This window comes from Enterococcus sp. AZ120 (assembly GCF_050546165.1).
Taxonomy (GTDB): domain Bacteria; phylum Bacillota; class Bacilli; order Lactobacillales; family Enterococcaceae; genus Enterococcus; species Enterococcus faecalis.
The window spans coordinates 1,327,661-1,348,921 of record NZ_CP172950.1 but is presented as its reverse complement, the minus strand read 5'-3'; the positions used below and the strand labels follow the sequence as shown (position 1 = coordinate 1,348,921).

At 38.9% G+C, this 21,261-nt stretch carries 22 protein-coding genes and 1 riboswitch; all 22 genes read left to right on the top strand.

What is annotated here, in order from left to right; genetic code table 11:
- The first annotated feature begins 74 nt into the window (after positions 1-74).
- Positions 75-518, top strand: coding sequence for a EutP/PduV family microcompartment system protein (locus IGJ46_RS06500; RefSeq protein ID WP_002363995.1), 444 nt, complete (start codon positions 75-77; stop codon positions 516-518).
- Positions 515-1,096 carry a cob(I)yrinic acid a,c-diamide adenosyltransferase gene (locus IGJ46_RS06495; RefSeq protein ID WP_002371113.1) on the top strand — a complete coding sequence of 194 codons (582 nt, stop codon included), beginning with the start codon at positions 515-517 and terminating at the stop codon, positions 1,094-1,096. The genes IGJ46_RS06500 and IGJ46_RS06495 overlap by 4 nt, the downstream gene beginning before the upstream one ends.
- Before the next feature lie 44 nt (positions 1,097-1,140).
- Positions 1,141-1,290: riboswitch (adenosylcobalamin (AdoCbl) riboswitch) on the top strand.
- 292 nt (positions 1,291-1,582) lie between these two features.
- Positions 1,583-2,713, top strand: a complete 1,131-nt coding sequence (locus IGJ46_RS06490; protein WP_218391076.1) for a 1-propanol dehydrogenase PduQ — start codon at positions 1,583-1,585, stop codon at positions 2,711-2,713.
- 159 nt (positions 2,714-2,872) lie between these two features.
- Entirely contained in the window at positions 2,873-3,220 is a 348-nt protein-coding gene (eutS, locus tag IGJ46_RS06485) for an ethanolamine utilization microcompartment protein EutS (RefSeq protein WP_002345864.1), read from the top strand.
- Between the two features lie 27 nt (positions 3,221-3,247).
- On the top strand, positions 3,248-3,820 hold the full coding sequence (locus IGJ46_RS06480; RefSeq protein ID WP_002384488.1) for an ANTAR domain-containing response regulator: 573 nt from the start codon (positions 3,248-3,250) through the stop codon (positions 3,818-3,820).
- Entirely contained in the window at positions 3,821-5,254 is a 1,434-nt protein-coding gene (locus tag IGJ46_RS06475) for a sensor histidine kinase (RefSeq protein ID WP_002357504.1), read from the top strand.
- 66 nt (positions 5,255-5,320) lie between these two features.
- The gene (eutA, locus tag IGJ46_RS06470) at positions 5,321-6,769 is read left to right on the top strand and encodes an ethanolamine ammonia-lyase reactivating factor EutA (RefSeq protein ID WP_218391074.1); all 1,449 of its coding nucleotides are present in this window, start codon (positions 5,321-5,323) and stop codon (positions 6,767-6,769) included.
- Between the two features lie 17 nt (positions 6,770-6,786).
- On the top strand, positions 6,787-8,151 hold the full coding sequence (locus IGJ46_RS06465; protein WP_002357506.1) for an ethanolamine ammonia-lyase subunit EutB: 1,365 nt from the start codon (positions 6,787-6,789) through the stop codon (positions 8,149-8,151).
- 17 nt (positions 8,152-8,168) lie between these two features.
- Positions 8,169-9,080 (top strand): ethanolamine ammonia-lyase subunit EutC, encoded by a 912-nt coding sequence (gene eutC, locus IGJ46_RS06460; RefSeq protein WP_002363986.1) that lies wholly within the window; start codon positions 8,169-8,171, stop codon positions 9,078-9,080.
- Positions 9,081-9,093: 13 nt separating this feature from the next.
- Positions 9,094-9,747, top strand: coding sequence for an ethanolamine utilization microcompartment protein EutL (gene eutL / locus IGJ46_RS06455; RefSeq protein WP_002357509.1), 654 nt, complete (start codon positions 9,094-9,096; stop codon positions 9,745-9,747).
- Positions 9,748-9,760: 13 nt separating this feature from the next.
- Positions 9,761-10,279: a BMC domain-containing protein gene (locus IGJ46_RS06450; protein ID WP_002360254.1), complete on the top strand. Its 519-nt coding sequence runs from the start codon at positions 9,761-9,763 to the stop codon at positions 10,277-10,279.
- Positions 10,270-11,748: an acetaldehyde dehydrogenase (acetylating) gene (locus IGJ46_RS06445; RefSeq protein WP_002357511.1), complete on the top strand. Its 1,479-nt coding sequence runs from the start codon at positions 10,270-10,272 to the stop codon at positions 11,746-11,748. The genes IGJ46_RS06450 and IGJ46_RS06445 overlap by 10 nt, the downstream gene beginning before the upstream one ends.
- 123 nt (positions 11,749-11,871) lie before the next feature.
- Positions 11,872-12,162, top strand: a complete 291-nt coding sequence (locus tag IGJ46_RS06440) for a BMC domain-containing protein (RefSeq protein ID WP_002357513.1) — start codon at positions 11,872-11,874, stop codon at positions 12,160-12,162.
- A gap of 67 nt (positions 12,163-12,229) precedes the next feature.
- Positions 12,230-12,799 (top strand): hypothetical protein, encoded by a 570-nt coding sequence (locus IGJ46_RS06435; RefSeq protein ID WP_002378263.1) that lies wholly within the window; start codon positions 12,230-12,232, stop codon positions 12,797-12,799.
- 3 nt (positions 12,800-12,802) lie between these two features.
- Positions 12,803-13,438, top strand: coding sequence for an ethanolamine utilization phosphate acetyltransferase EutD (gene eutD, locus IGJ46_RS06430; protein ID WP_002357516.1), 636 nt, complete (start codon positions 12,803-12,805; stop codon positions 13,436-13,438).
- A gap of 14 nt (positions 13,439-13,452) precedes the next feature.
- Positions 13,453-14,052 carry a TIGR02536 family ethanolamine utilization protein gene (locus IGJ46_RS06425; RefSeq protein ID WP_048940713.1) on the top strand — a complete coding sequence of 200 codons (600 nt, stop codon included), beginning with the start codon at positions 13,453-13,455 and terminating at the stop codon, positions 14,050-14,052.
- Between the two features lie 12 nt (positions 14,053-14,064).
- Positions 14,065-14,328, top strand: coding sequence for a EutN/CcmL family microcompartment protein (locus tag IGJ46_RS06420; protein WP_002357519.1), 264 nt, complete (start codon positions 14,065-14,067; stop codon positions 14,326-14,328).
- A gap of 12 nt (positions 14,329-14,340) precedes the next feature.
- The gene (eutH, locus tag IGJ46_RS06415) at positions 14,341-15,441 is read left to right on the top strand and encodes an ethanolamine utilization protein EutH (RefSeq protein ID WP_002357520.1); all 1,101 of its coding nucleotides are present in this window, start codon (positions 14,341-14,343) and stop codon (positions 15,439-15,441) included.
- Between the two features lie 12 nt (positions 15,442-15,453).
- Positions 15,454-15,897 (top strand): ethanolamine utilization protein EutQ, encoded by a 444-nt coding sequence (locus IGJ46_RS06410; protein ID WP_002357522.1) that lies wholly within the window; start codon positions 15,454-15,456, stop codon positions 15,895-15,897.
- 87 nt (positions 15,898-15,984) lie between these two features.
- The gene (locus tag IGJ46_RS06405; RefSeq protein WP_002363980.1) at positions 15,985-16,413 is read left to right on the top strand and encodes a CoA-binding protein; all 429 of its coding nucleotides are present in this window, start codon (positions 15,985-15,987) and stop codon (positions 16,411-16,413) included.
- A gap of 204 nt (positions 16,414-16,617) precedes the next feature.
- A complete protein-coding gene (parE, locus tag IGJ46_RS06400; protein WP_002381887.1) occupies positions 16,618-18,675 on the top strand; it encodes a DNA topoisomerase IV subunit B in 2,058 nt (685 codons plus the stop codon).
- A gap of 12 nt (positions 18,676-18,687) precedes the next feature.
- Positions 18,688-21,150, top strand: a complete 2,463-nt coding sequence (parC, locus tag IGJ46_RS06395) for a DNA topoisomerase IV subunit A (RefSeq protein ID WP_002357527.1) — start codon at positions 18,688-18,690, stop codon at positions 21,148-21,150.
- Positions 21,151-21,261: the final 111 nt, after the last annotated feature.

The window sequence follows — 21,261 nt, the reverse complement described above, 5'->3', positions numbered from 1 at the left end:
ACAAATCGGCAAAGGAGCCCAAGACTAAGTACGTGATGGTACTTGCTTTGGGCTCCTTTTTTATGGAGGTAGCGATGAAACGAATCATTTTAATGGGAGCTATCGGTTGTGGCAAAACCACGTTATGTCAAGCTCTGCAAGGCAAAGAATTAATTTATGATAAAACACAGGCGGTGGAATTTCATACAGAAATGATTGATACACCGGGCGAGTTTATTTTGCATCGACAATATTATAATGCATTAAACGTCACAGCGGCAGAAGCAGATGTGATTGGTTTGGTTCAAAGTGCTGTAGAAACACAACAAGTTTTTTCACCAGGATTTGGTAGTATTTTCCCGAAAGAAATCATTGGTATTTTAACCAAGATTGATTTAGCACAAGATTCTCAGCAGTTAGAGATTGTTCGGCAACAATTAAAAAGTGCGGGTGCAACAAGAATTTTTGAAATTTCTTCTGTTGAAAAAATTGGCTTGCAAGAATTAGTAGATTATTTAGAGGAGGATGAAGCAGAATGAAAATTTATACAAAAACTGGCGATAAGGGAATGACGAAATTAGTCGGCAGCTCAACCGTCGCTAAGGATTCTGATCGAGTTGAAAGTTATGGAACGATTGATGAATTGAATTCTTGGGTGGGCTATATTATCAGCCAACTTCCACAAGAAAATCAAGAAATTAAAGAAGAACTAGAAGCTTTACAACATTTACTTTTTGATGCGGGAACAGATTTGTCAACACCGATTGAAGCACAACGACCATTTAAATTACAAAAGGAAAGTGTGCATTGGCTAGAACAGCGGATTGATTTCTACACTGCACAATCACCAGATATTGATCGTTTTATTTTACCTGGCGGAACCCCAGCAGCCAGTATGGTTCATGTGGCTCGGACGATTGCACGGCGCGCAGAACGCATCATTGTTCGTTTAAATTGGACAGCCAAAATTAACGAAGAGGTATTAATTTTTACCAATCGTTTATCAGATTATTTTTATGCGTTGGCTCGCTATTTAAATGTTCAAGCACAACGACCTGATGTTTTTTATGAACGAAGCGAAATGGTTTTCCATAAAATTAAAGAAGATGGATTGTAAACAGTTGCTTTTCTAAAAAACTTATGGTAAATTTCAGATAGATTAAACGAATATTTTATGAAAAATATGAATGGAAGCCAGTGAGAATCTGGCACGGTCCCGCCACTGTGAAGAAGCAAGGTTGCTTTTAAGTCAGGTCTTTTCATTTTTTCATTATTGGGCATGCTGTTTCGAGGCAAAACAGGATGTTTCTTAACAACGCTTGTGTTGAAAATCCAGCCCAAGATATTTGTATTAATCCAATTAATGGCACGAGGAAGTGCTTTTGGGAATTTTGGGCTGGTCTTTCAATGTTGAAGGAGATTTCAGGTACAATGACGTACTGCTATATTCCCTTTTTTTATTGACAATTAATTAAAGGCGTTGTACTCTATGGATAAGGTTTCGTGTACAATGGCGTATACATAAGGAAGCAAAGACGCTTCAGACAGATGATTTTTCGTTTGTTTGAAGTGTCTTTTTGTATTTTATTAAGGAGGAATTGAGATGAAAACAATTCATTTCCCTACCGAACTATGGGTAGGAGAAGGCGCATTAGCCAATTTGGAAACACTTCATGATAGACGTGTTTTCATTGTCACAGATCCATTCATGGTTGACTCTGGATTTGTGAATGAAGTGACAAAGCATTTAACAAAAAGTGAATGGCAAATTTTTAGTGATATCATCCCCGATCCACCAATTGATAAGATTGCTGCGGGAATTAAGCATTTAGCGACATTTCAAGGAGATACGATATTAGCTTTAGGTGGGGGATCCGCTATTGATGCGGCCAAAGCAATGAAATTTTTTGGCAAACGTACTTTGCAAACTCAGATTGCTGAGTTTATTGCGGTTCCTACAACTAGTGGAACTGGTTCAGAAGTTACGAATTTTTCAGTGATTACGGTTGCTGAAACTGGCACCAAAATCCCGCTTGTAACAGATGAAATTCAACCAGAAATTGCGATTTTAGATACAAATTTAGTGATGAGTGTGCCACCAAAAATCACAGCGGATACAGGAATGGACGTCTTAACGCATGTTATTGAAGCGTATGTTTCAACAGAAGCAAATCCGATTTCAGATGCGTTGTGCGAAAAAGTCGTTCGCTTAGTATTCGACAATTTAGAAATAGCCTTTAATGAGGGTAGCAACCAACAAGCCCGTGAAAATATGCATTTAGCTTCATGTATGGCAGGGATGGCGTTTAATGTTACTTCGTTAGGCTTGAATCACGGTATTGCTCATGCGGCCGGTGCGCGTTTACATGTGCCACATGGACGAATGAATGCGATGCTCTTACCGGAAGTCATTGCATATAACAGTGGCTTAGCGAATGGCAAAGTCACCAACGAACCAACAGCTAAACGTTATGCGCAGTTAGCAAATTGTCTAAATGATACACAGACAACCAATGCACGGATTGGTGTTCAACAATTTATTCGACAAATCAAGCAACTCCGTCAAAAATTAAACATGCCTGCCACTTTTAGTGATTATGGTTTACCAAAAGAAGAGGTCCAAGCTGCGATCCAAAAAATAGCTGAAGGCGCATTGATGGATGGCTGCACCAAAACAAATCCTGTCCAACCAACAGCAGCAGAAGTGACAAAAATTTTAAATTCTATCTTATAAGCGATTGACAGGATGAAATCGATAACATATAATGTGGGTAGCACAACGGCGTGCTTCAAAATTTAAGAGCAAAGAAGCTCCTTAGTAGAAAGCGAAAGTGGAACCTTTACGTTTTTTATTGAGGATTTTTTATTTGCTAAATTAAAGGAGCGAGTCTGGTTGGAAGAAAAACAACGAATGATTCAAGAATATGTTCCTGGGAAACAAGTAACGTTAGCGCACATCATTGCTAGTCCTAATAAAGAAATTTATACAAAATTAGGGTTGCCAGAAGGCACCAGCAATGCACTAGGTATTTTGACAATCACTCCGAGCGAAGCGGCAATTATCGCTGTTGATATTGCGACTAAAAGCGGAGATATCCAAATCGGTTTTATTGATCGTTTTTCTGGATCGGTAGTCATTTCTGGTGACGTAAGCTCAGTGGAAGCAGCCTTACAAGCGGTGATTGAAGGTTTACAACAGATTTTAAACTTTTCTGTAACTTGTAAAATTACCAGAACATAGCGTTGAAAGGACAAGGGCGTGAAGAAAATGGATGGACGAATTGTAATAGTCGATGATGAACCTATTACGAGACTCGATATTCGTGATATTGTGATAGAAGCAGGGTACGAAGTAGTCGGTGAAGCAGCTGATGGTTTTGAAGCAATTGAAGTATGTAAAAAAACACAACCTGACCTAGTATTAATGGACATTCAAATGCCAATTTTAGATGGTCTAAAAGCAGGTAAAAAAATTGTTCAAGACCAACTAGCCAGTAGTATTGTCTTTTTATCTGCATACAGTGACGTACAAAATACGGACAAGGCTAAAAAATTAGGCGCACTGGGTTATTTAGTTAAACCTCTAGACGAAAAATCATTAATACCTACAATTGAAATGAGCATTGAACGAGGCAAACAAACGCAGCTGTTACTAAGTCAAATCGATAAATTAAGTTTAAAATTAGAAGAACGTAAAATTATCGAAAAAGCCAAAGGTATTCTTGTAAAAGAAAATCATATATCGGAAGAAGAAGCCTACCAAATGTTGCGTACGTTAAGTATGAACAAACGCGCACGTATGAGTGAAATTGCAGAATTGATTGTAATGGATGATGAATAAATGAAACGATTAGAGCAATTATGTCACCAATATACCAATCTTTCAGAATCAGACATTAAAGAATTACAACGTACAGCACGTTATCTTTCTTCGACGACACTGTATCAAAGTGCAGATGTTTTTATTGATGTGTATAAGGAAATGTCACAGCAAGCACTAGTCGTTTATCATAAGCCGCCTGCGAAGACAACTTCTTTATATAGCGGAGATGTCGTCGGGATGGAAGCTTTATTAAAAAATGAACCTGGTGTTCTGCGTACCATGCAAACTAGCTTAAATAGCATTGGTTTGTTAGCAGTGACTCAGGAAAATCGTTTGATTAAGCAAAATATCTATCCCATTCGCAATGAACATCGAACGATTGGTGTCATTATTGTCGAGATTGCGGCAGATGAAGAGATTCAAGCGGACTTACAAAAAGAGGAGCTAAATAACTGCCAGTTAGCAAAAGTAGCGAAATCAACTAGTCAAGTCGATGCGTTATTTATTGATCAATTGGCAGAAGCCGTTTTGATTTTTGATGCGGCGGGTCACTTATTAATTACCAATCACAATGCACAAGAGCTTTATCGCAAACTTGGTTATCGGGATAATATCATTGGAATGAGTTATGACAATTTGTCCATCGATTATACAACTTTTGAATATGTGTTGTATCAAATGAAATATAAAATGAGTAATCAACCAATTGAAAGCAAAACGACCTACCTTAATTATTATTTTAAGGTTCGGAAAGTGTGGTTGGCATCAGAAGAACAACTGATTATGATTATTCAAGACAATACAGAATTTAAAGAAAAAGAAGCGGAAATTATTTCCAAATCTGTTGCGATTCGTGAAATTCATCATCGTGTTAAAAATAACTTGCAATCGGTGGTTTCCTTATTGCGTATTCAAGAACGGCGAACGCAAAGCCCCGAAGCAAAGAAAGTCCTTCATGAAAGTGTCAATCGAATTATGGCGATTGCAGCCACCCATGAATTGCTGTCAAAACAAGTCAAAGATGACGTTGCTTTACGGCAAACATTGGAAGCAGTGATGTATAATTTTAGACATCTTTTTCAAGGCGCACAACCCATTGAGATGATGATGGATGTTGATCCAGCCATTATGGTTTCTAGCGAACAAATGGTTACCATTTCCCTTGTTGTCAACGAACTATTACAAAACATTTTTGATCATGCATTTGAGCCACAAACAAGTGGCGTTGTTAAACTTAGTGGAACATTAGATAATAAAATGATTACCATTACTGTTACAGATAATGGTAAAGGCTATGATGTTCATCAAAGTAACGAGACCAGTTTAGGTTTGATGATTGTCAAAAGCTACGTAAAAGATAAATTAAAAGGAAAAATTACAATTGAATCCAATAAACAGGGAACTAAAACCTGTTTCTATTTCGAACAGAACACCAGTGATGTTGTTCATTGATTAAGCAAAGGCGCTTAAAGAAAAGTAGAAAGAAATTTTCTAACGATTCTTTAAGTGCCTTTTTGTATGCAAAAGGAGGCGAGTCAGGCGATGTCGAAGGAAACACTTTTAACCGTAGGGATTGATTTAGGGACGTCTACAACCCAATTAGTCTTGTCAGAATTAACTGTTGAAAATTTTGCCTCTGCGTTTACAGTACCACGTATCAGCATTTCTGATAAAAAAGTCATTTATCGAAGTGACATTATCTTTACACCCTTACTTAACCAATCAGAAATTGATGCAGAACCTATCAAAGCGTTTGTAGCGGAGCAATATCGCCAAGCAGGCATTCATAAACAAGATATTCAAATGGGTGCGGTAATTATCACAGGTGAAACTGCTCGAAAAAGCAATGCCAACAATGTGCTACGAGCACTTAGTGGCTATGCAGGTGATTTTGTCGTTGCTACGGCTGGACCTGATTTAGAAAGTATCATTGCCGGGAAAGGCGCTGGTGCTCAAACTTATTCTGAAACGAAACGCAAACCAGTGGTTAATTTAGACATTGGTGGTGGAACGACAAATTTAGCTGTCTTTAAAGATGGCGAAGTGATTGACACGGCTTGTTTTGACATTGGCGGACGCTTAATTAAATTAGATCAACAACAAAAAATCACCTATATAGCTCCGAAGATTCAAGAAATTATAAATAAAAAAGGGCTAACCTTGCACCTTGGTGACCAAGCCACCGAACAAAACTTACTGCCAATTATTTCGGAATTAGTTGCCGTGTTAGAAAATAGCATTGGCTTGGGGACACAAAGTCCGTTCTACCAGTTATTAGTAACCAACCATCCACTACGAAAAGCTGAGGAATTACCAATTGTAACATTTTCTGGTGGTGTGGCTGATTGCTTAAATACGACAAGTACGAATCTCTTTAAATATGGAGACATCGGCTTGCTTTTAGGAAAATATCTGAGAAAGTCACTGATTTTTTCGGAAAAAGAAGTCTTAGAAAGCGCAGAAACAATCCGAGCGACGGTCGTCGGAGCAGGTTCACATACTGCTGAAATTAGCGGAAGCACGATCGCTTACCGTGAGCAAATTTTGCCGGTAAAAAATATCCCAATTCTAAAATTAGCGCAAGAGGATGAAACCCTTACTGTGACAGAATTAGGCCAGCGAATCCAAGAAAAACTCAATTGGCATCGTATTGAAGAAACGCCCCAGATTGCTCTAGCAATTAGAGGCATGAGTAATCCAACATTTGCTGATATTCAACGCTATGGTCAAGGGATTGTGGAAGGATTAGCTAGTTTAGTTGCTGAACAAATTCCCATTATTGTTATGGTGGATGAAGACATGGCGAAAGCTTTAGGGCATTCCTTAAGTGCCCATCTGCCAAAAGACTATCCGTTTATCTGTCTTGACTCGGTCAAAGTAGAAAACGGTGATTATGTAGATATCGGTTTACCAGTGGCAGAAGGAGCAGTCCTTCCAGTCATTGTTAAGACCTTAGTATTTAATTAAAAAGGAGCGACACAAAGATGATTTTAAAAACCAAACTATTTGGCAAAGTCTATCAATTTACATCCGTTAAAGAAGTCTTAGCCAAAGCCAATGAAGAAAAGTCTGGCGACAAGTTAGCTGGCGTAGCTGCTAATTCAGCCGAAGAACGCGTGGCGGCGAAAGTCGTTTTATCAGAATTGTCCTTAAATGACTTGTTTAACAATCCCGTCGTTGATTATGACGAAGACGAAGTGACACGCATTATTATTGACCAAGTCAATATGCGAATTTTTGAAAGTATTAAACATTGGACAGTTGCAGAATTACGCGAATTTATCTTATCTTCGGAAACAACCGATTTTGATATCAAACGAATTTCCCGTGGACTCACTTCTGAAATGATTGCTGCTGTCTGTAAATTAATGTCCAACATGGATCTAATTGTTGGCGCAAAAAAAATCAATATTGAAAAAACCGCCAACACAACGATTGGCCGTCCCGGAACTTTTTCGAATCGTTTACAGCCAAACCATCCAACCGATAATGTCGATGGCATTATGGCATCAGTTATGGAAGGTCTTTCTTATGGCGCCGGTGATGCCTTAATTGGTTTGAATCCTGTTGATGATTCTACAGAAAGTGTTAAACGGATCTTAAACAAATTTGAAGAGTTCCGCAGCGAATGGGAAATTCCAACACAAACTTGCGTGCTTGCTCACGTAACGACACAAATGGAAGCCATGCGTCAAGGCGCGCCAACTGGCTTAGTCTTTCAATCCATCGCTGGTTCAGAAAAAGGGAACACAGCATTTGGTTTAAATGCAGAAATTTTAGCTGAAGCACAAGATTTAGCGCTTCACAGTGGTCAAGCAGCTGGTCCTAATGTGATGTATTTTGAAACAGGTCAAGGCTCAGAACTTTCTTCTGAAGCAAACTTTGGCGCAGACCAAGTGACAATGGAAGCGCGTTGTTATGGCTTAGCCAAAAAATTTGATCCGTATATTGTAAATACCGTTGTCGGCTTTATTGGACCAGAATATCTTTACGATTCAAAACAAGTCATCCGCGCTGGTTTAGAAGATCATTTCATGGGCAAATTAACTGGAATTTCAATGGGCTGTGATGTCTGCTACACCAACCATATGAAAGCTGATCAAAATGATATGGAAAACTTAGCAATGTTATTAGCAACAGCTGGTTGTACGTATATCATGGGGATTCCTCATGGCGATGATGTCATGTTAAATTATCAAACAACTGGGTTCCATGAAACTGCGACGATTCGTGAAACATTAGGCTTACGTCCAATTAAAGAATTTGAAGAATGGATGGAAAAAATGGGCTTAATGGAAAACGGAAAATTAACAAGTCGCGCTGGCGATGCATCTGTATTTATTAAATAAACGAGGTGAGAATACAAATGAACGAAAAAGAATTAAAAGAAATGATTGCCGGAATTTTAACAGAAATGGTCGCTGACAATCAAGCGGTTTCGACTGCCACTGTGACTGCTGAAGAAAAACCAGTCACAACACACGTCACTGAAACGACAGAAATTGAAGAAGGCCTAATTCCTGACATTACTGAAGTAGATTTACGTAAACAATTACTATTGAAAAATGCCGTTGATCCTGAAGCACTATTAAAAATGAAAGCTTTCTCGCCAGCTCGTTTAGGCGTTGGTCGTGCAGGGACGCGTTATATGACTAGTTCAACATTACGTTTCCGAGCGGACCATGCGGCAGCACAAGATGCGGTCTTTTCAGACGTAAGCGAAGACTTGGTAAAAGAAATGAATTTTATTTCTACAAAAACAATCTGTAACAGTAAAGATGAATATTTAACACGTCCAGATTATGGTCGTCAATTTGATGAAGAAAATAGTGAAATCATTCGGAAAAATACGACACCAAAAGCCAAAATCCAAATGGTCGTAGGGGATGGCCTTAGTTCAGCTGCTATCGAAGCGAATATTAAAGAAGTCCTACCAGCAATTAAACAAGGATTAAACATGTACAACTTAGATTTCGACAATGTAGTTTTTGTTAAATATTGTCGTGTGCCAGCAATGGATAAAATTGGTGAAATCACTGACGCTGATGTTGTTTGTTTGCTAGTTGGCGAACGTCCTGGTTTAGTAACAGCTGAATCTATGAGTGCCTACATTGCTTACAAACCAACTGTCGGTATGCCAGAAGCACGGCGGACAGTTATTTCAAATATTCACAAAGGTGGGACACCGGCTGTTGAAGCAGGGGCCTACATTGCCGAAATTATCAAAAAAATGTTAGACAAGAAAAAATCTGGTATTGATTTAAAAGAAGCTGAATAAAGGAGGATTTCTCATGAAAAATGATCGTCTAGGCGCAAATGTCCTAAGTATGAAAGTCATTCCCAATGTCGATCCGGCATTAGCAAAAGAATTATCATTGAAACCAGAACATCGCTCATTAGGAATTGTTACTTCAGATTGTGATGATGTCACTTATGTTGCATTAGATGAAGCAACCAAAGCCGCCGATGTTACTGTAGTTTACGGTAAAAGTATGTATGCTGGCGCAGCAAATGCTTCAACCAAATTAGCCGGTGAAGTGATTGGCATTATTGCTGGTCCGAGTCCTGCCGAAGTCAATAGTGGCTTGAGTGTCATTACGCAAGTCATTGAAGAAGAAGCCAGCTTCTATAGTGCTAACGAAGATGACAGCATTGTTTATTTTGCACATGTAGTATCAAGAACGGGTAGCTTTTTATCTGAACAAGCGAATATTCCTGAAGGTGAAGCGATTGCTTATCTGATTGCACCACCGCTAGAAGCAATGGTTGGCTTAGATGCAGCAATGAAAGCTGCCGATGTTCAAATGGGTGTCTTTTATGGCCCACCTTCTGAAACGAACTTTGGCGGCGCCTTATTGACAGGTAGTCAATCTGCATGTAAAGCTGCTTGCAGTGCGTTTGAACAAGTCATTCAAAATATCGCTGACAATCCGTTGAGTTATTAAGGATGTGACCTGAATGAAAGCATTAGGAATGGTCGAAGTCAAAGGATTTTTAGGTGCCATTAGTGTGGCCGATGCGGCATTGAAAGCCGCCGACGTTACTTTGTTAAAAGCTGAAATTATTAATGGCGGTTTAACAACTGTGGAACTGATTGGTGACGTTGCCGCGGTCCAAGCTGCCGTTGAAGTAGGCACGGAAGTAGCTAAAGAATTAAATTGTTTAATTGCTCATCATGTGATCTCACGGGTTGATGCTCAAACGGAAGTAATTTTATCAGATCCAGAACCCAAGTCAGCACCTGAACCGATGGAACAAATAGAAGTAATTGAAGAAGAGATTGAAACACCAGATTTGGAAGAACACACTGGCACACGCCAAAAATTAGAAACACAACGCGTGGTTGATTTACGCAAACAAGCCTACAAAATGAACCTAAGTAGTTTAAAGAAAAGTGAGATTAAATTTGCCAATAAAGAAGCTTTAATTCAAGCAATCATGGCTGAAATAGAAAGAAGTGAAGACGAGTGGAATTAGTAGATAAAGACTTACGTTCCATCCAAGAAACAAGAAATTTAATCAGAAAAGCCAAAGAGGCACAGCAAGTATTAGCAACATTTTCGCAAAAACAAATCGATGCGATTGTCCAAGCAGTTTCAGAGGCTACGTTTAACCAACGAGAAAAGTTAGCGAAAATGGCCAATGAAGAAACAGGATTTGGTATCTATGAAGATAAAATCATCAAAAATGCTTTCGCTTCAAAAGTAGTATATGACGAAATGAAGGACAAAGCTACAGTTGGTGTGATCCATGATGATGCTGCCAAAAAAGTCACTGAAATTGCTGTCCCAGTTGGTGTAATTGCAGGATTAATTCCTTCTACCAACCCGACATCAACAGTCATTTACAAAGCATTAATTTCATTAAAAGCTGCCAACAGCATTGTTTTTTCACCACATCCCAATGCGTTGAAATCGATTATTGAAACAGTGGAAATTATCCAAAAAGCGGCTATTGCTGCAGGGGCACCAGAAGGTTGTGTCTCGGTCATCAAAACGCCAACTATGCAAGCGACCAGCGAATTAATGAAAAATAAAGAAACAAATTTAATTTTAGCTACTGGTGGAAACGCAATGGTTAAAGCCGCGTACTCTTCTGGAACACCAGCAATCGGTGTTGGGCCTGGTAATGGACCAGCCTACATCGAACGAAGCGCAAATGTTCCTCATGCAGTGAAACAAATAATGGATTCAAAAACTTTCGATAACGGTACAATTTGTGCATCGGAACAATCAATTATTGTTGAAACTGTCAACCGTGAAGCGGTCAAAGAAGAGTTAATTAAGCAGGGCGCGTATTTCTTAAGTCCAGCCGAAGCCGACAAATTAGCTAAATTTATTTTACGACCAAACGGTACAATGAACCCGCAAATCGTGGGTCGTTCCGTTCAACATATTGCTTCATTGGTTGGTTTATCTATTCCAAAAGATCGCCGCTTAATTGTTGCCGAGGAAACACATGTAGGCTTGAAATATCCATTTTCAAGAGAAAAATTGGCACCGATTATTGCTTTCTATACAGTTGAAAACTGGGAAGCAGCTTGCGCGTTATCAATTGAAATTTTGAAAGGTGAAGGTGCGGGTCATACGATGGGTATTCACACAGAAAACAAAGAAGTCATTCGTGAATTTGGCTTAAGAAAACCCGTCTCTCGTTTGCTTGTTAACACCTCTGGTACACTTGGCGGAATTGGTGCTTCAACTAACTTAGTGCCAGCATTAACACTTGGTTGTGGCGCAGTTGGTGGCAGCTCAACTTCTGATAATATTGGGGTTGAAAATCTGTTCAATTTACGTCGTGTTGCATATGGCGTGCGTGATTTAGAAGAGATTCGTCAAGAATTTGGTCAAACATCAACCACATCTGTGGCTACTTCTTGTGAAACAACCAATCAAGAAGAACTAGTAAATGCCGTGGTAGCTCAAGTTTTAGCTCGCTTAAACTAACAAGAAACGAGCGAGTAAGAGTAAAACAAATAAATTATTGGATTTAGGGTTTGGGACCTAAGTCAAATTGCTAATTGTCCCAAATTTTTAAAAATAAAACATACATCTTAGGAGGAAATTATAATGTCAAGTACAAATGCTTTAGGAATGATCGAAACTCGTGGTTTAGTAGGTGCTGTTGAAGCAGCCGATGCAATGGTGAAAGCGGCAAACGTTACTTTAATTGGAAAAGAACAAGTCGGTGGCGGTTTAGTTACAGTAATGGTTCGCGGTGACGTTGGTGCCGTGAAAGCAGCAACAGATGCTGGTGCTGCTGCAGCAGAACGTGTTGGCGAATTATTATCTGTCCATGTAATTCCACGTCCACATACAGAAGTAGACGCTATTTTACCACACGCAACAACTGAATTATAATTTTGATTTTTTGGGGCAGAGGTAGGTTCATTACTTCTGTCCTAAACTTTCATTGAGGAGGGGTGTTATGACAGTTATTACAGAAGATATGCTTCGCATCAAAAGGCTAAAAAAAGAACTAGAAGATGGCACGGATTTTGTGTTTCCTGTAGGCAGTTTTCTGACGCCAGCCGCCAAAAGCTATCTACGTGAGCATCGGATTAATAGCAGCTTCTCTTCAACAAACCCATTGCTTTCTGAGGTTCATTCAGTGAAGGCCTCCTCACAAAAACAAAAACAAGAACATTTATCAAAAGAAACAATTTATGAGATTCGGCACTTAAGCCATCTATTGTATTTGCCTTTCTTAACGAATGAAGCGTTATCAACAGAAGGTTGGTTATATTTCGAACAACAACAACAGTGGTTAGAGAAATTTATTTTAGAACAGTCGCTTGTAATGGAACCAGTCATTTTGGAATCAAAGGTAACTATTCTAACTAACCAACAGAGACAATGGCGCTATTCCTCAAAAGAAATTCAATTACAACTAGATAAAATTATTCTCCAGTTAAAAGGAGAATCACAACTGTTCGGACTTTTTCAAGCTTGGGCTACAGAATTAATTAGCACCATGGCTGAAATATCACGAAACTAGGAGATGAACAAATTGGATTCAATGAATGAAATTGTTGAAGAAGTTGTTAAACGAATTCAGCAACAACAACAAAATACTTTTGAAGTTGAAGCTTCTGGCCGACATGTTCATTTGTCTCGTCAAGAGATTGATGCATTATTTGGACCAGGATATCAACTAACAAAAGTGAAAGATTTATCACAACCTGGACAGTTCGTTTGTAAAGAACGAATTACGGTTGCTGGACCTAAAGGACTTTTTCAAAATGTGGTTATTTTAGGCCCTGAACGTAGCGAATCACAAGTCGAAGTTTCTATGACGGATACGCGTATTTTAGGAATTAATGCCCCAGTTAGAGAGAGTGGCAAGACAGAAGGGACACCTGGCGTCACGCTGATGAACGGATCAGCAGTTGTGACATTAAGTCACGGCTTAATTGTTGCCAAACGTCATATTCACATGACACCCGAAGATGCCTTGAAAAATAAAGTAAGCAATAGCCAAATTGTGCAAGTCAAAGTGGAAGGCACACGTCCGTTAATCTTTGATGATGTGGTTGTGCGAATCAGTCCGCGATTTGCAACGTACATGCACATTGACTACGATGAAGCCAACGCTTGCGGCTTAACCAAAGGAGCTCGTGGCTATATTCTTAAGTAAAAGGAGGAAGGACAATGAACGTTTCTGAAATGGAAAATTTGATTCAACAGATTACTGATCAAATTTGTCAACAATTGCTGTCGTCGTCTTATTCAGTGGCTTTAGCAGAAGCAAAAGAAGCATTTCCTGAAGAAATGTTTATTCGTTTTCCTGATGTAAATTGGGTAACCAAGGAGCAGAAGCTAGCACGAGGCTTGGTTGTAAAGAGGCTAACGATTTCCCAAGTAAATGCGATTGCGCATTTACAGGAAACGGATGAATTAGTCAAAAACATCTTAGCATTCTTATTTGAAGGTAAGCCGGTATTGGTTTTAACCCCAATACCTTCAGTGACTAAAAATTCACGATTGAAGTATCGTTTGAAACAAACGATTCAGGAAAACGTGGACATGTGCCAACAGTTTGGGATGATTTTTTATCATGATTCAGAAAATTATGCTATGTTTCAGGCGGACTGTCAAAAACAACTTCGTTCTTTAGCTGAGACCAAACGAACCTACATTACTGAAAAACAATTGATAAGAATGACAGAATCAGGTGTTTCTTTAAGTAAAAACGCCTATTTAACCCCGTTAGCGAAAGATTATGCTAGGAAACATCAATTGCTGACGTAAGGAGGAAAAACGATGCTTTTAGGAAAAGTGACTGGTAGCCTTTGGTCAACAAGAAAAGATGAAAAATTAAATGGCTGGAAATTTATGATGGTTGATATTTTGAATCAAGAGGACGAAAAGCAAGGATTTTTAATTGCTGCTGACAACGCTGGAGCTGGTGTCGGGGACAAAGTGTTAATTAGTCAAGGCAATGCTGCCCGTATTTCGGCAGAAGATCCGAATGTCCCAATTGATGCAATGATTGTTGGTGTCATTGATTCTACAGAGGAAGAATAGGGAGGACGAGACATGAGCATTAATGAAATTATTATGTATATTATGGTTCTTTTCATGATTATTGGAGGAATCGATAAATGTATTGGCAACAAACTAGGTTTAGGGGAGCAATTTGAGGAAGGGATTATGGCTATGGGTTCTCTAGCGCTTTCTATGGTAGGGATTATCACTTTAGCGCCTGTCTTAGCCAATCTTTTAAGTCCGATTGTCGTTCCTGTCTATGAATTACTAGGGGCTGATCCAGCAATGTTTGCCACAACCTTATTGGCTAATGATATGGGGGGCTTTGCGTTAGCGCAACAATTAGCCAATGATCCACAAGCTGGTTTATTTGCGGGGGCAATCTTAGGCGCAATGATGGGGCCAACGTTAGTCTTTACAATTCCAGTAGCGCTTGGCATTATCCAAAAAGACGACCAACAATTCTTAGCAACGGGTGTTTTGAGCGGGATTATTACAATTCCTTTTGGTTTATTAGCAGGTGGTTTAACAGCTGGCATGCCATTGTCATTGATTATTCCTAACTTAATTCCAATTATTATTGTTGCCGCTTTAATTATTTTAGGTTTATGGTTAGCGCCAAAGGGCATGATTAAAGGCTTCCAAATTTTTGGTCAAGGCGTAGTGATTGTCGCTATCTTTGGTTTAGTTGTGGGGGCGATTCAACTATTATTAGGAATTACAGTGATTCCTGGTATTGCACCAGTTACTGAAGGAATTGAAGTCGTTGGTGGGATTGCTTTAACTTTAGCTGGCGCTTTCTGTTTAGTAGCAGTGATTACGAAAGTCTTTAATAAACCATTGATGAAACTAGGAAAAGTTTTAGGAATGAATGAAGTAGCGGCTGCAGGAATGGTTGCTACATTAGCTAACAATATTCCCATGTTCCAAATGTTAAAAGACATGGATAATCGAGGAAAAATTATTAATATCGCTTTTGCTGTTTCGGCTTCTTTCGTTTTAGGTGATCACCTTGGTTTTACTGCAGGCGTAGCAAAAGAAATGATTTTTCCAATGATTGTTGGAAAATTAGTTGGAGGGATTACCGCCATTTTTGTGGCTATCTTTATGGCAAATCGAATGCTAGGGAAACCCGAAACAGAAGTGAAATAATGAGGTGTAAATATGACAGAATTAAATCGTGAAATGATTGAAACGCTTGTTCGACAAATTGTCACAGAAAAATTAATGCCGACTAAACAAGTGGATCCAAGTGGAATTATGTCCATCAAATTACCCGAAATCGACGTAACAGAAGACGACCGCTTAGATACAGGCAACCCAGCGGACATTGTTTACACAAAAGATCTGTTTTCTTTAGAAGAAAGCCCGCGCCTTGGTTGCGGTTTAATGGTGATGAAAGATACCACCTTCGACTGGACACTAGAATACGATGAAATTGATTATATTATTTCAGGACAATTAGATATACTGATTGACGGACGTAAAATTTCTGCAACAGCCGGCGAAATTATTTTAATCCCGAAAAGTAGCAAAATTCAATTTTCAGTGACGGGTGATGCCCGCTTTGTCTACGTGACTTATCCAGCAGATTGGCAAAGCCAATAATTATTTTGTCGGTATTCAGAGAATAATTTTGCCAAAACCCTTTACTCAGCGTTATAATAAATAAGAACGAAAAAAGGGGTTGAGTGAATGACATTTGAGAATCCAAGTCAAAATCAAATTTTTGATATTTTAAAACAAGCAAAAAATATTGCGGTAGTTGGTTTGAGTAACAAGCCCGACCGCACGAGTTACAAAATTGCGGAAATTTTACAGCAACATGGCTATCGTGTATTGCCTGTCAATCCAGTTTTAAAAGGTGAAACGGTGCTTGGCGAAACGGTTTATGGGACATTAACAGAGATTCCTGAAAAGATTGATATTGTTGACGTCTTTCGGCGGAGTGAATTTTTGCCAGAAGTGGCCGCAGAAACATTGAAAACAGAAGCGCCTGTCTTTTGGGCCCAACTAGGTTTGGAAAATGAAGAGGCAGCGAACTTGTTATTAAATGAAGGTCGTCAAGTTATTATGAACCGTTGTATTAAAATTGAATTGGCAAAAATGGCAGATGCTGAATAAACACGTGTAATTTTATAAAGAAAGAGCGTCCTGAACGGAAAGCTCTTTTTTTTTTGACCCAGATAGAGTATTATTGTAATGATGGTTTTAGAAGGAGCGAACGGAAAACGCAAGAAACCGGCTCACTCTTCTTCTAATTCTTTAAGAAATAGTTAATGTACGCTTATTAACTAAACGAGAATCTAAGTATAAGGAGTTTTTTCTTTGGCTAAAAAAATTAACAATGAGTACAATGATGCCTCTATCCAAGTCCTAGAAGGATTGGAAGCAGTGAGGAAAAGACCTGGTATGTATATCGGTTCAACCGATAGCCGTGGACTCCATCACTTAGTCTATGAAATTGTCGATAACGCAGTCGATGAAGCGTTATCTGGCTACGGGAATGAAATCAACGTAACTATCCAAAAAGATAATAGTATTTGTGTTGCAGACTCTGGCCGCGGAATGCCAACAGGGATGCATGCTTCTGGTATCCCAACAGTAGAAGTAATTTTTACTGTCTTACATGCGGGTGGTAAGTTTGGCCAAGGTGGCTATAAAACTTCAGGCGGACTCCATGGGGTGGGTGCCAGTGTTGTTAATGCCTTATCTAAGTGGTTAGAAGTTCATATTGTTCGTGATGGCGTAGAATACATGGAACGATTTGAGGACGGCGGTAAACCAGTTGGTACCTTAAAAAAAATCGGCAAAACAAAAAAACGCAACGGCACCTCCGTTACTTTTTTACCTGACGACACCATTTTCTCTACGACAAATTTTTCTTACGAAATTTTAGCAGAACGTTTGAGAGAATCAGCTTTCTTATTAAAAGGCGTCAAAATTACTTTAACAGATGAACGTGGAGAAGAACCCAAAGAAGAAGTCTTTCACTACGAAGAAGGCATTAAAGAATTTGTTGCCTATCTAAATGAAGAAAAAGATACATTAACACCCGTTGTTTATTTTTCAGGAGCCAAAGAAGGTATTGAAGTTGAATTAGCCTATCAATACAACGATGGCTATTCTGAAAATGTTTTATCTTTCGTTAACAATGTCCGCACAAAAGATGGCGGTACCCACGAAGTCGGTATGAAAACGTCAATGACAAAGGCGTACAATGAATATGCACGTAAAGTAGGACTATTAAAAGAAAAAGATAAAAATTTAGAAGGTAGCGACTTCCGTGAAGGCTTAGCAGCCGTCCTTTCTATTCGAGTACCAGAAAACTTACTACAGTTTGAGGGCCAAACCAAAGGAAAATTAGGTACACCTTTAGCAAGAACCGTTGTCGATAACGTCGTAGGCGAACAAATGGGCTTCTATTTACAAGAAAACAGTGAAATGAGTCAATCATTAATTCGGAAAGCGATTAAAGCCCGTGAAGCCCGTGAAGCGGCTCGCAAAGCTCGTGAAGAAAGCCGGAACGGTAAAAAACGGAAAAAAGGTGAATCGTTACTTTCTGGAAAATTAACACCGGCTCAATCTAGAAATCCTAAGAAAAATGAACTATATCTTGTCGAAGGAGACTCGGCCGGTGGCTCAGCAAAACAAGGACGCGACCGGAAGTTTCAAGCCATTTTACCGCTACGAGGAAAAGTCATTAATACGGAAAAAGCGAAAATGCAAGACATCTTGAAAAACGAAGAAATCAATACTATGATCTATACAATTGGCGCAGGCGTCGGTCCTGAATTTTCAATTGAAGATTGTAATTATGATAAAATCATCATCATGACCGATGCGGATACCGATGGTGCCCATATTCAAGTGTTGCTATTAACGTTCTTCTATCGTTACATGAAACCATTAATTGAAGCCGGCAAAGTCTACATTGCCTTACCACCTCTTTATAAAGTCTCTAAAGGAACTGGAAAAAAATCAGTCATTGAGTATGCTTGGACCGATGGTGAATTGGCAGAAGTGATTGATAAAGTTGGTAAAGGCTATATGCTCCAACGCTATAAAGGTCTGGGGGAAATGAATGCAGAACAACTTTGGGAAACAACGATGGATCCTGAAACTAGAACCTTAATTCGTGTTCGGATTGATGATGCAGCTCAAGCAGAACGCCGTGTGACCACATTAATGGGCGACAAAGTCGAACCTCGTCGAAAATGGATTGAACAACATGTTCAATTTACATTGGAAGAAGATGGCAGTATTTTAGATCGTTCAGAAGAAGACACTTCTGCACCAACAGGAGAAAGTCTTTTAGATGCGGAAAAAACAAAAGAAGCAGAACAAACCGATGACACTGAAATCAGTTTGTTTGACATAGAGTAGGGAGTGACAATTTTGGAAAAACGCCAAGAAGTTCAAGAATTAACCCTTGAAGAAGTAATGGGCGATCGTTTTGGAAGATATTCCAAATACATCATTCAAGAACGGGCCCTACCAGATATTCGAGATGGGCTAAAACCAGTACAACGCCGCATTCTCTTTTCAATGAATAAAGACGGCAATACCTTTGATAAAGGCTTTCGTAAATCAGCAAAATCTGTCGGAAACATTATGGGGAATTATCATCCCCATGGCGACAGTAGTATTTATGAAGCGATGGTCCGTCTAAGTCAAGACTGGAAATTACGGGAAGTACTAATTGAAATGCACGGAAACAACGGAAGTATGGATGGCGACCCACCAGCGGCGATGCGTTATACAGAAGCTCGTTTATCACAGTTAAGTGGTGAGTTGTTAAAAGATATCGACAAAAATACCGTCGATTTCGTCTGGAATTTTGACGATACAGAAAAAGAACCCACTGTTTTACCAGCCAAATATCCTAATTTATTGGTAAACGGCTCAACGGGGATTTCAGCAGGCTATGCAACAGAAATTCCTACGCATAATTTAGCGGAAATCATTGATGGAACTGTGTATTTAATTGATCATCCTAATGCAAGTTTAGAGAAATTAATGGAATACATTCCAGGACCAGATTTCCCAACAGGTGGGATCCTACAAGGAAAAGCAGAAATTAAAAAAGCCTACGAAACCGGCCGTGGTAAAGTAATTTTACGTGCGAAGACAAAGATTGAGCCCTTAAAAGGCGGCAAACAACAAATTGTCATTTCTGAAATTCCTTATGAAGTCAATAAAGCAACGCTAGTGAAGAAGATGGATGAAATCCGTTTAAATAAAAAAGTAGACGGCATTGCCGAAGTTCGTGACGAAAGTGACAGAACTGGCTTGCAAATTGTTGTTGAACTAAAAAAAGATGTCAATGCAGAAGGTATTTTAAATTATCTATTTAAAAATACTGAATTACAGATTAACTATAATTTTAATATGGTTGCGATTGATAACATGACCCCGCAACAAGTGGGACTAAAACGGATTTTAGAAAGTTACATTACGCATCGCAAATCAGTTATCATTAACCGTTGTCAATTTGAGTTGGACAAAGCTCGCAAACGTGAGCATATTGTTGCTGGTTTAATTAAAGCATTGTCTATCTTAGATAAAGTGATTGCAACAATCCGTGGCAGTAAAGATAAAAAAGATGCGAAGAAGAACTTAGTATCCGACTATGCGTTTACTGAAGAACAAGCTGAAGCAATCGTTACTTTACAGCTATACCGTTTAACCAATACGGATATTACTGATTTACAAGAAGAAGCGAAAACTTTAGAACAACAAATTGCTGAGTTATTGAACATTTTAAACAATGAAAAAGAACTATTCTCAGTCATGAAAAAAGAACTTCGCGAAGTTAAAAAGCAATATGGCAATCCGCGCTTAACTCAAATTGAAGAGGAAATCCAAGAAATCAAGATTGAAACAGCCGTGTTAGTTGCGCAGGAAGACGTGGTCGTAACCGTGACGCACGAAGGCTATATCAAGCGGAGTAGTATTCGTTCTTATACAGCATCAAAACCAGAAGAAATCGGCATGAAAGAAGGCGACTTTTTACTATATGCTGGCGAAGTCAATACATTAGATCATCTTTTACTAGTAACAAATAAAGGGAATATGATCTATCGCCCCGTCCATGAGTTGCCAGATTTACGCTGGAAAGAAATTGGCGAACATATTTCTCAAACCATTTTAAATCTTGCTATCGATGAATCGATTATTGCTGTATATCCTTATAAAGAGTTAAGTCCGACAAAAACCTTTGTTTTCATTACAAAAGCTGGCATGATTAAACAAACCAAAATGGCTGATTTTGAGCCTTGGCGCACTTATAAGAGCCGCCCGACATCTTGTATGAAATTAAAATCAGACCAAGATGAAATTACCAATGTTTATTTAACAAATGATCAAGACTTATTGGATGTTTTCCTCGTTAGCAATCGCGGTTTTGGCTTACGTTATCCATTATATGAAGTACCTGTTGTGGGTAGTAAAGCGGCTGGAGTTAAATCAATGAACCTCAAAGAAGACGATTATGTCGTTAATGGTTTACTGGTTCATTCTGAAGGGGATACACCGATTGTCATCGTTACCCAACGTGGCGGTGTTAAACGCATGTTAGCCCAAGAATTAACACAATTAGGACGAGCAAAACGTGGATTAATGGTCTTACGGGAATTGAAGAAAAATCCACATCGTGTTGTCTTTATGTCTGAAAGTACCGATTTAGATTTATTAGTTACTACGCAAAAAGGCACACAAGAAGTTATTCAGTCGAAAAACTATCCAATCAGTGAACGAACATCCAACGGTTCCTTTGTCATCGATGAACAAAAAGATGGCCAAGTAATGGAAGTCCACGAGATGCATTCTGCAGTGATTGAAGAAGAACAAACAAACTGAACTGTGTTATAAATATCTCCACAGCAGCTATCTGTATTAATACAGATAGCTGCTGTTTTTAATACAGAAGTACATTTTTCACAAGTGATAACAACTATAAATCGTTCTTAT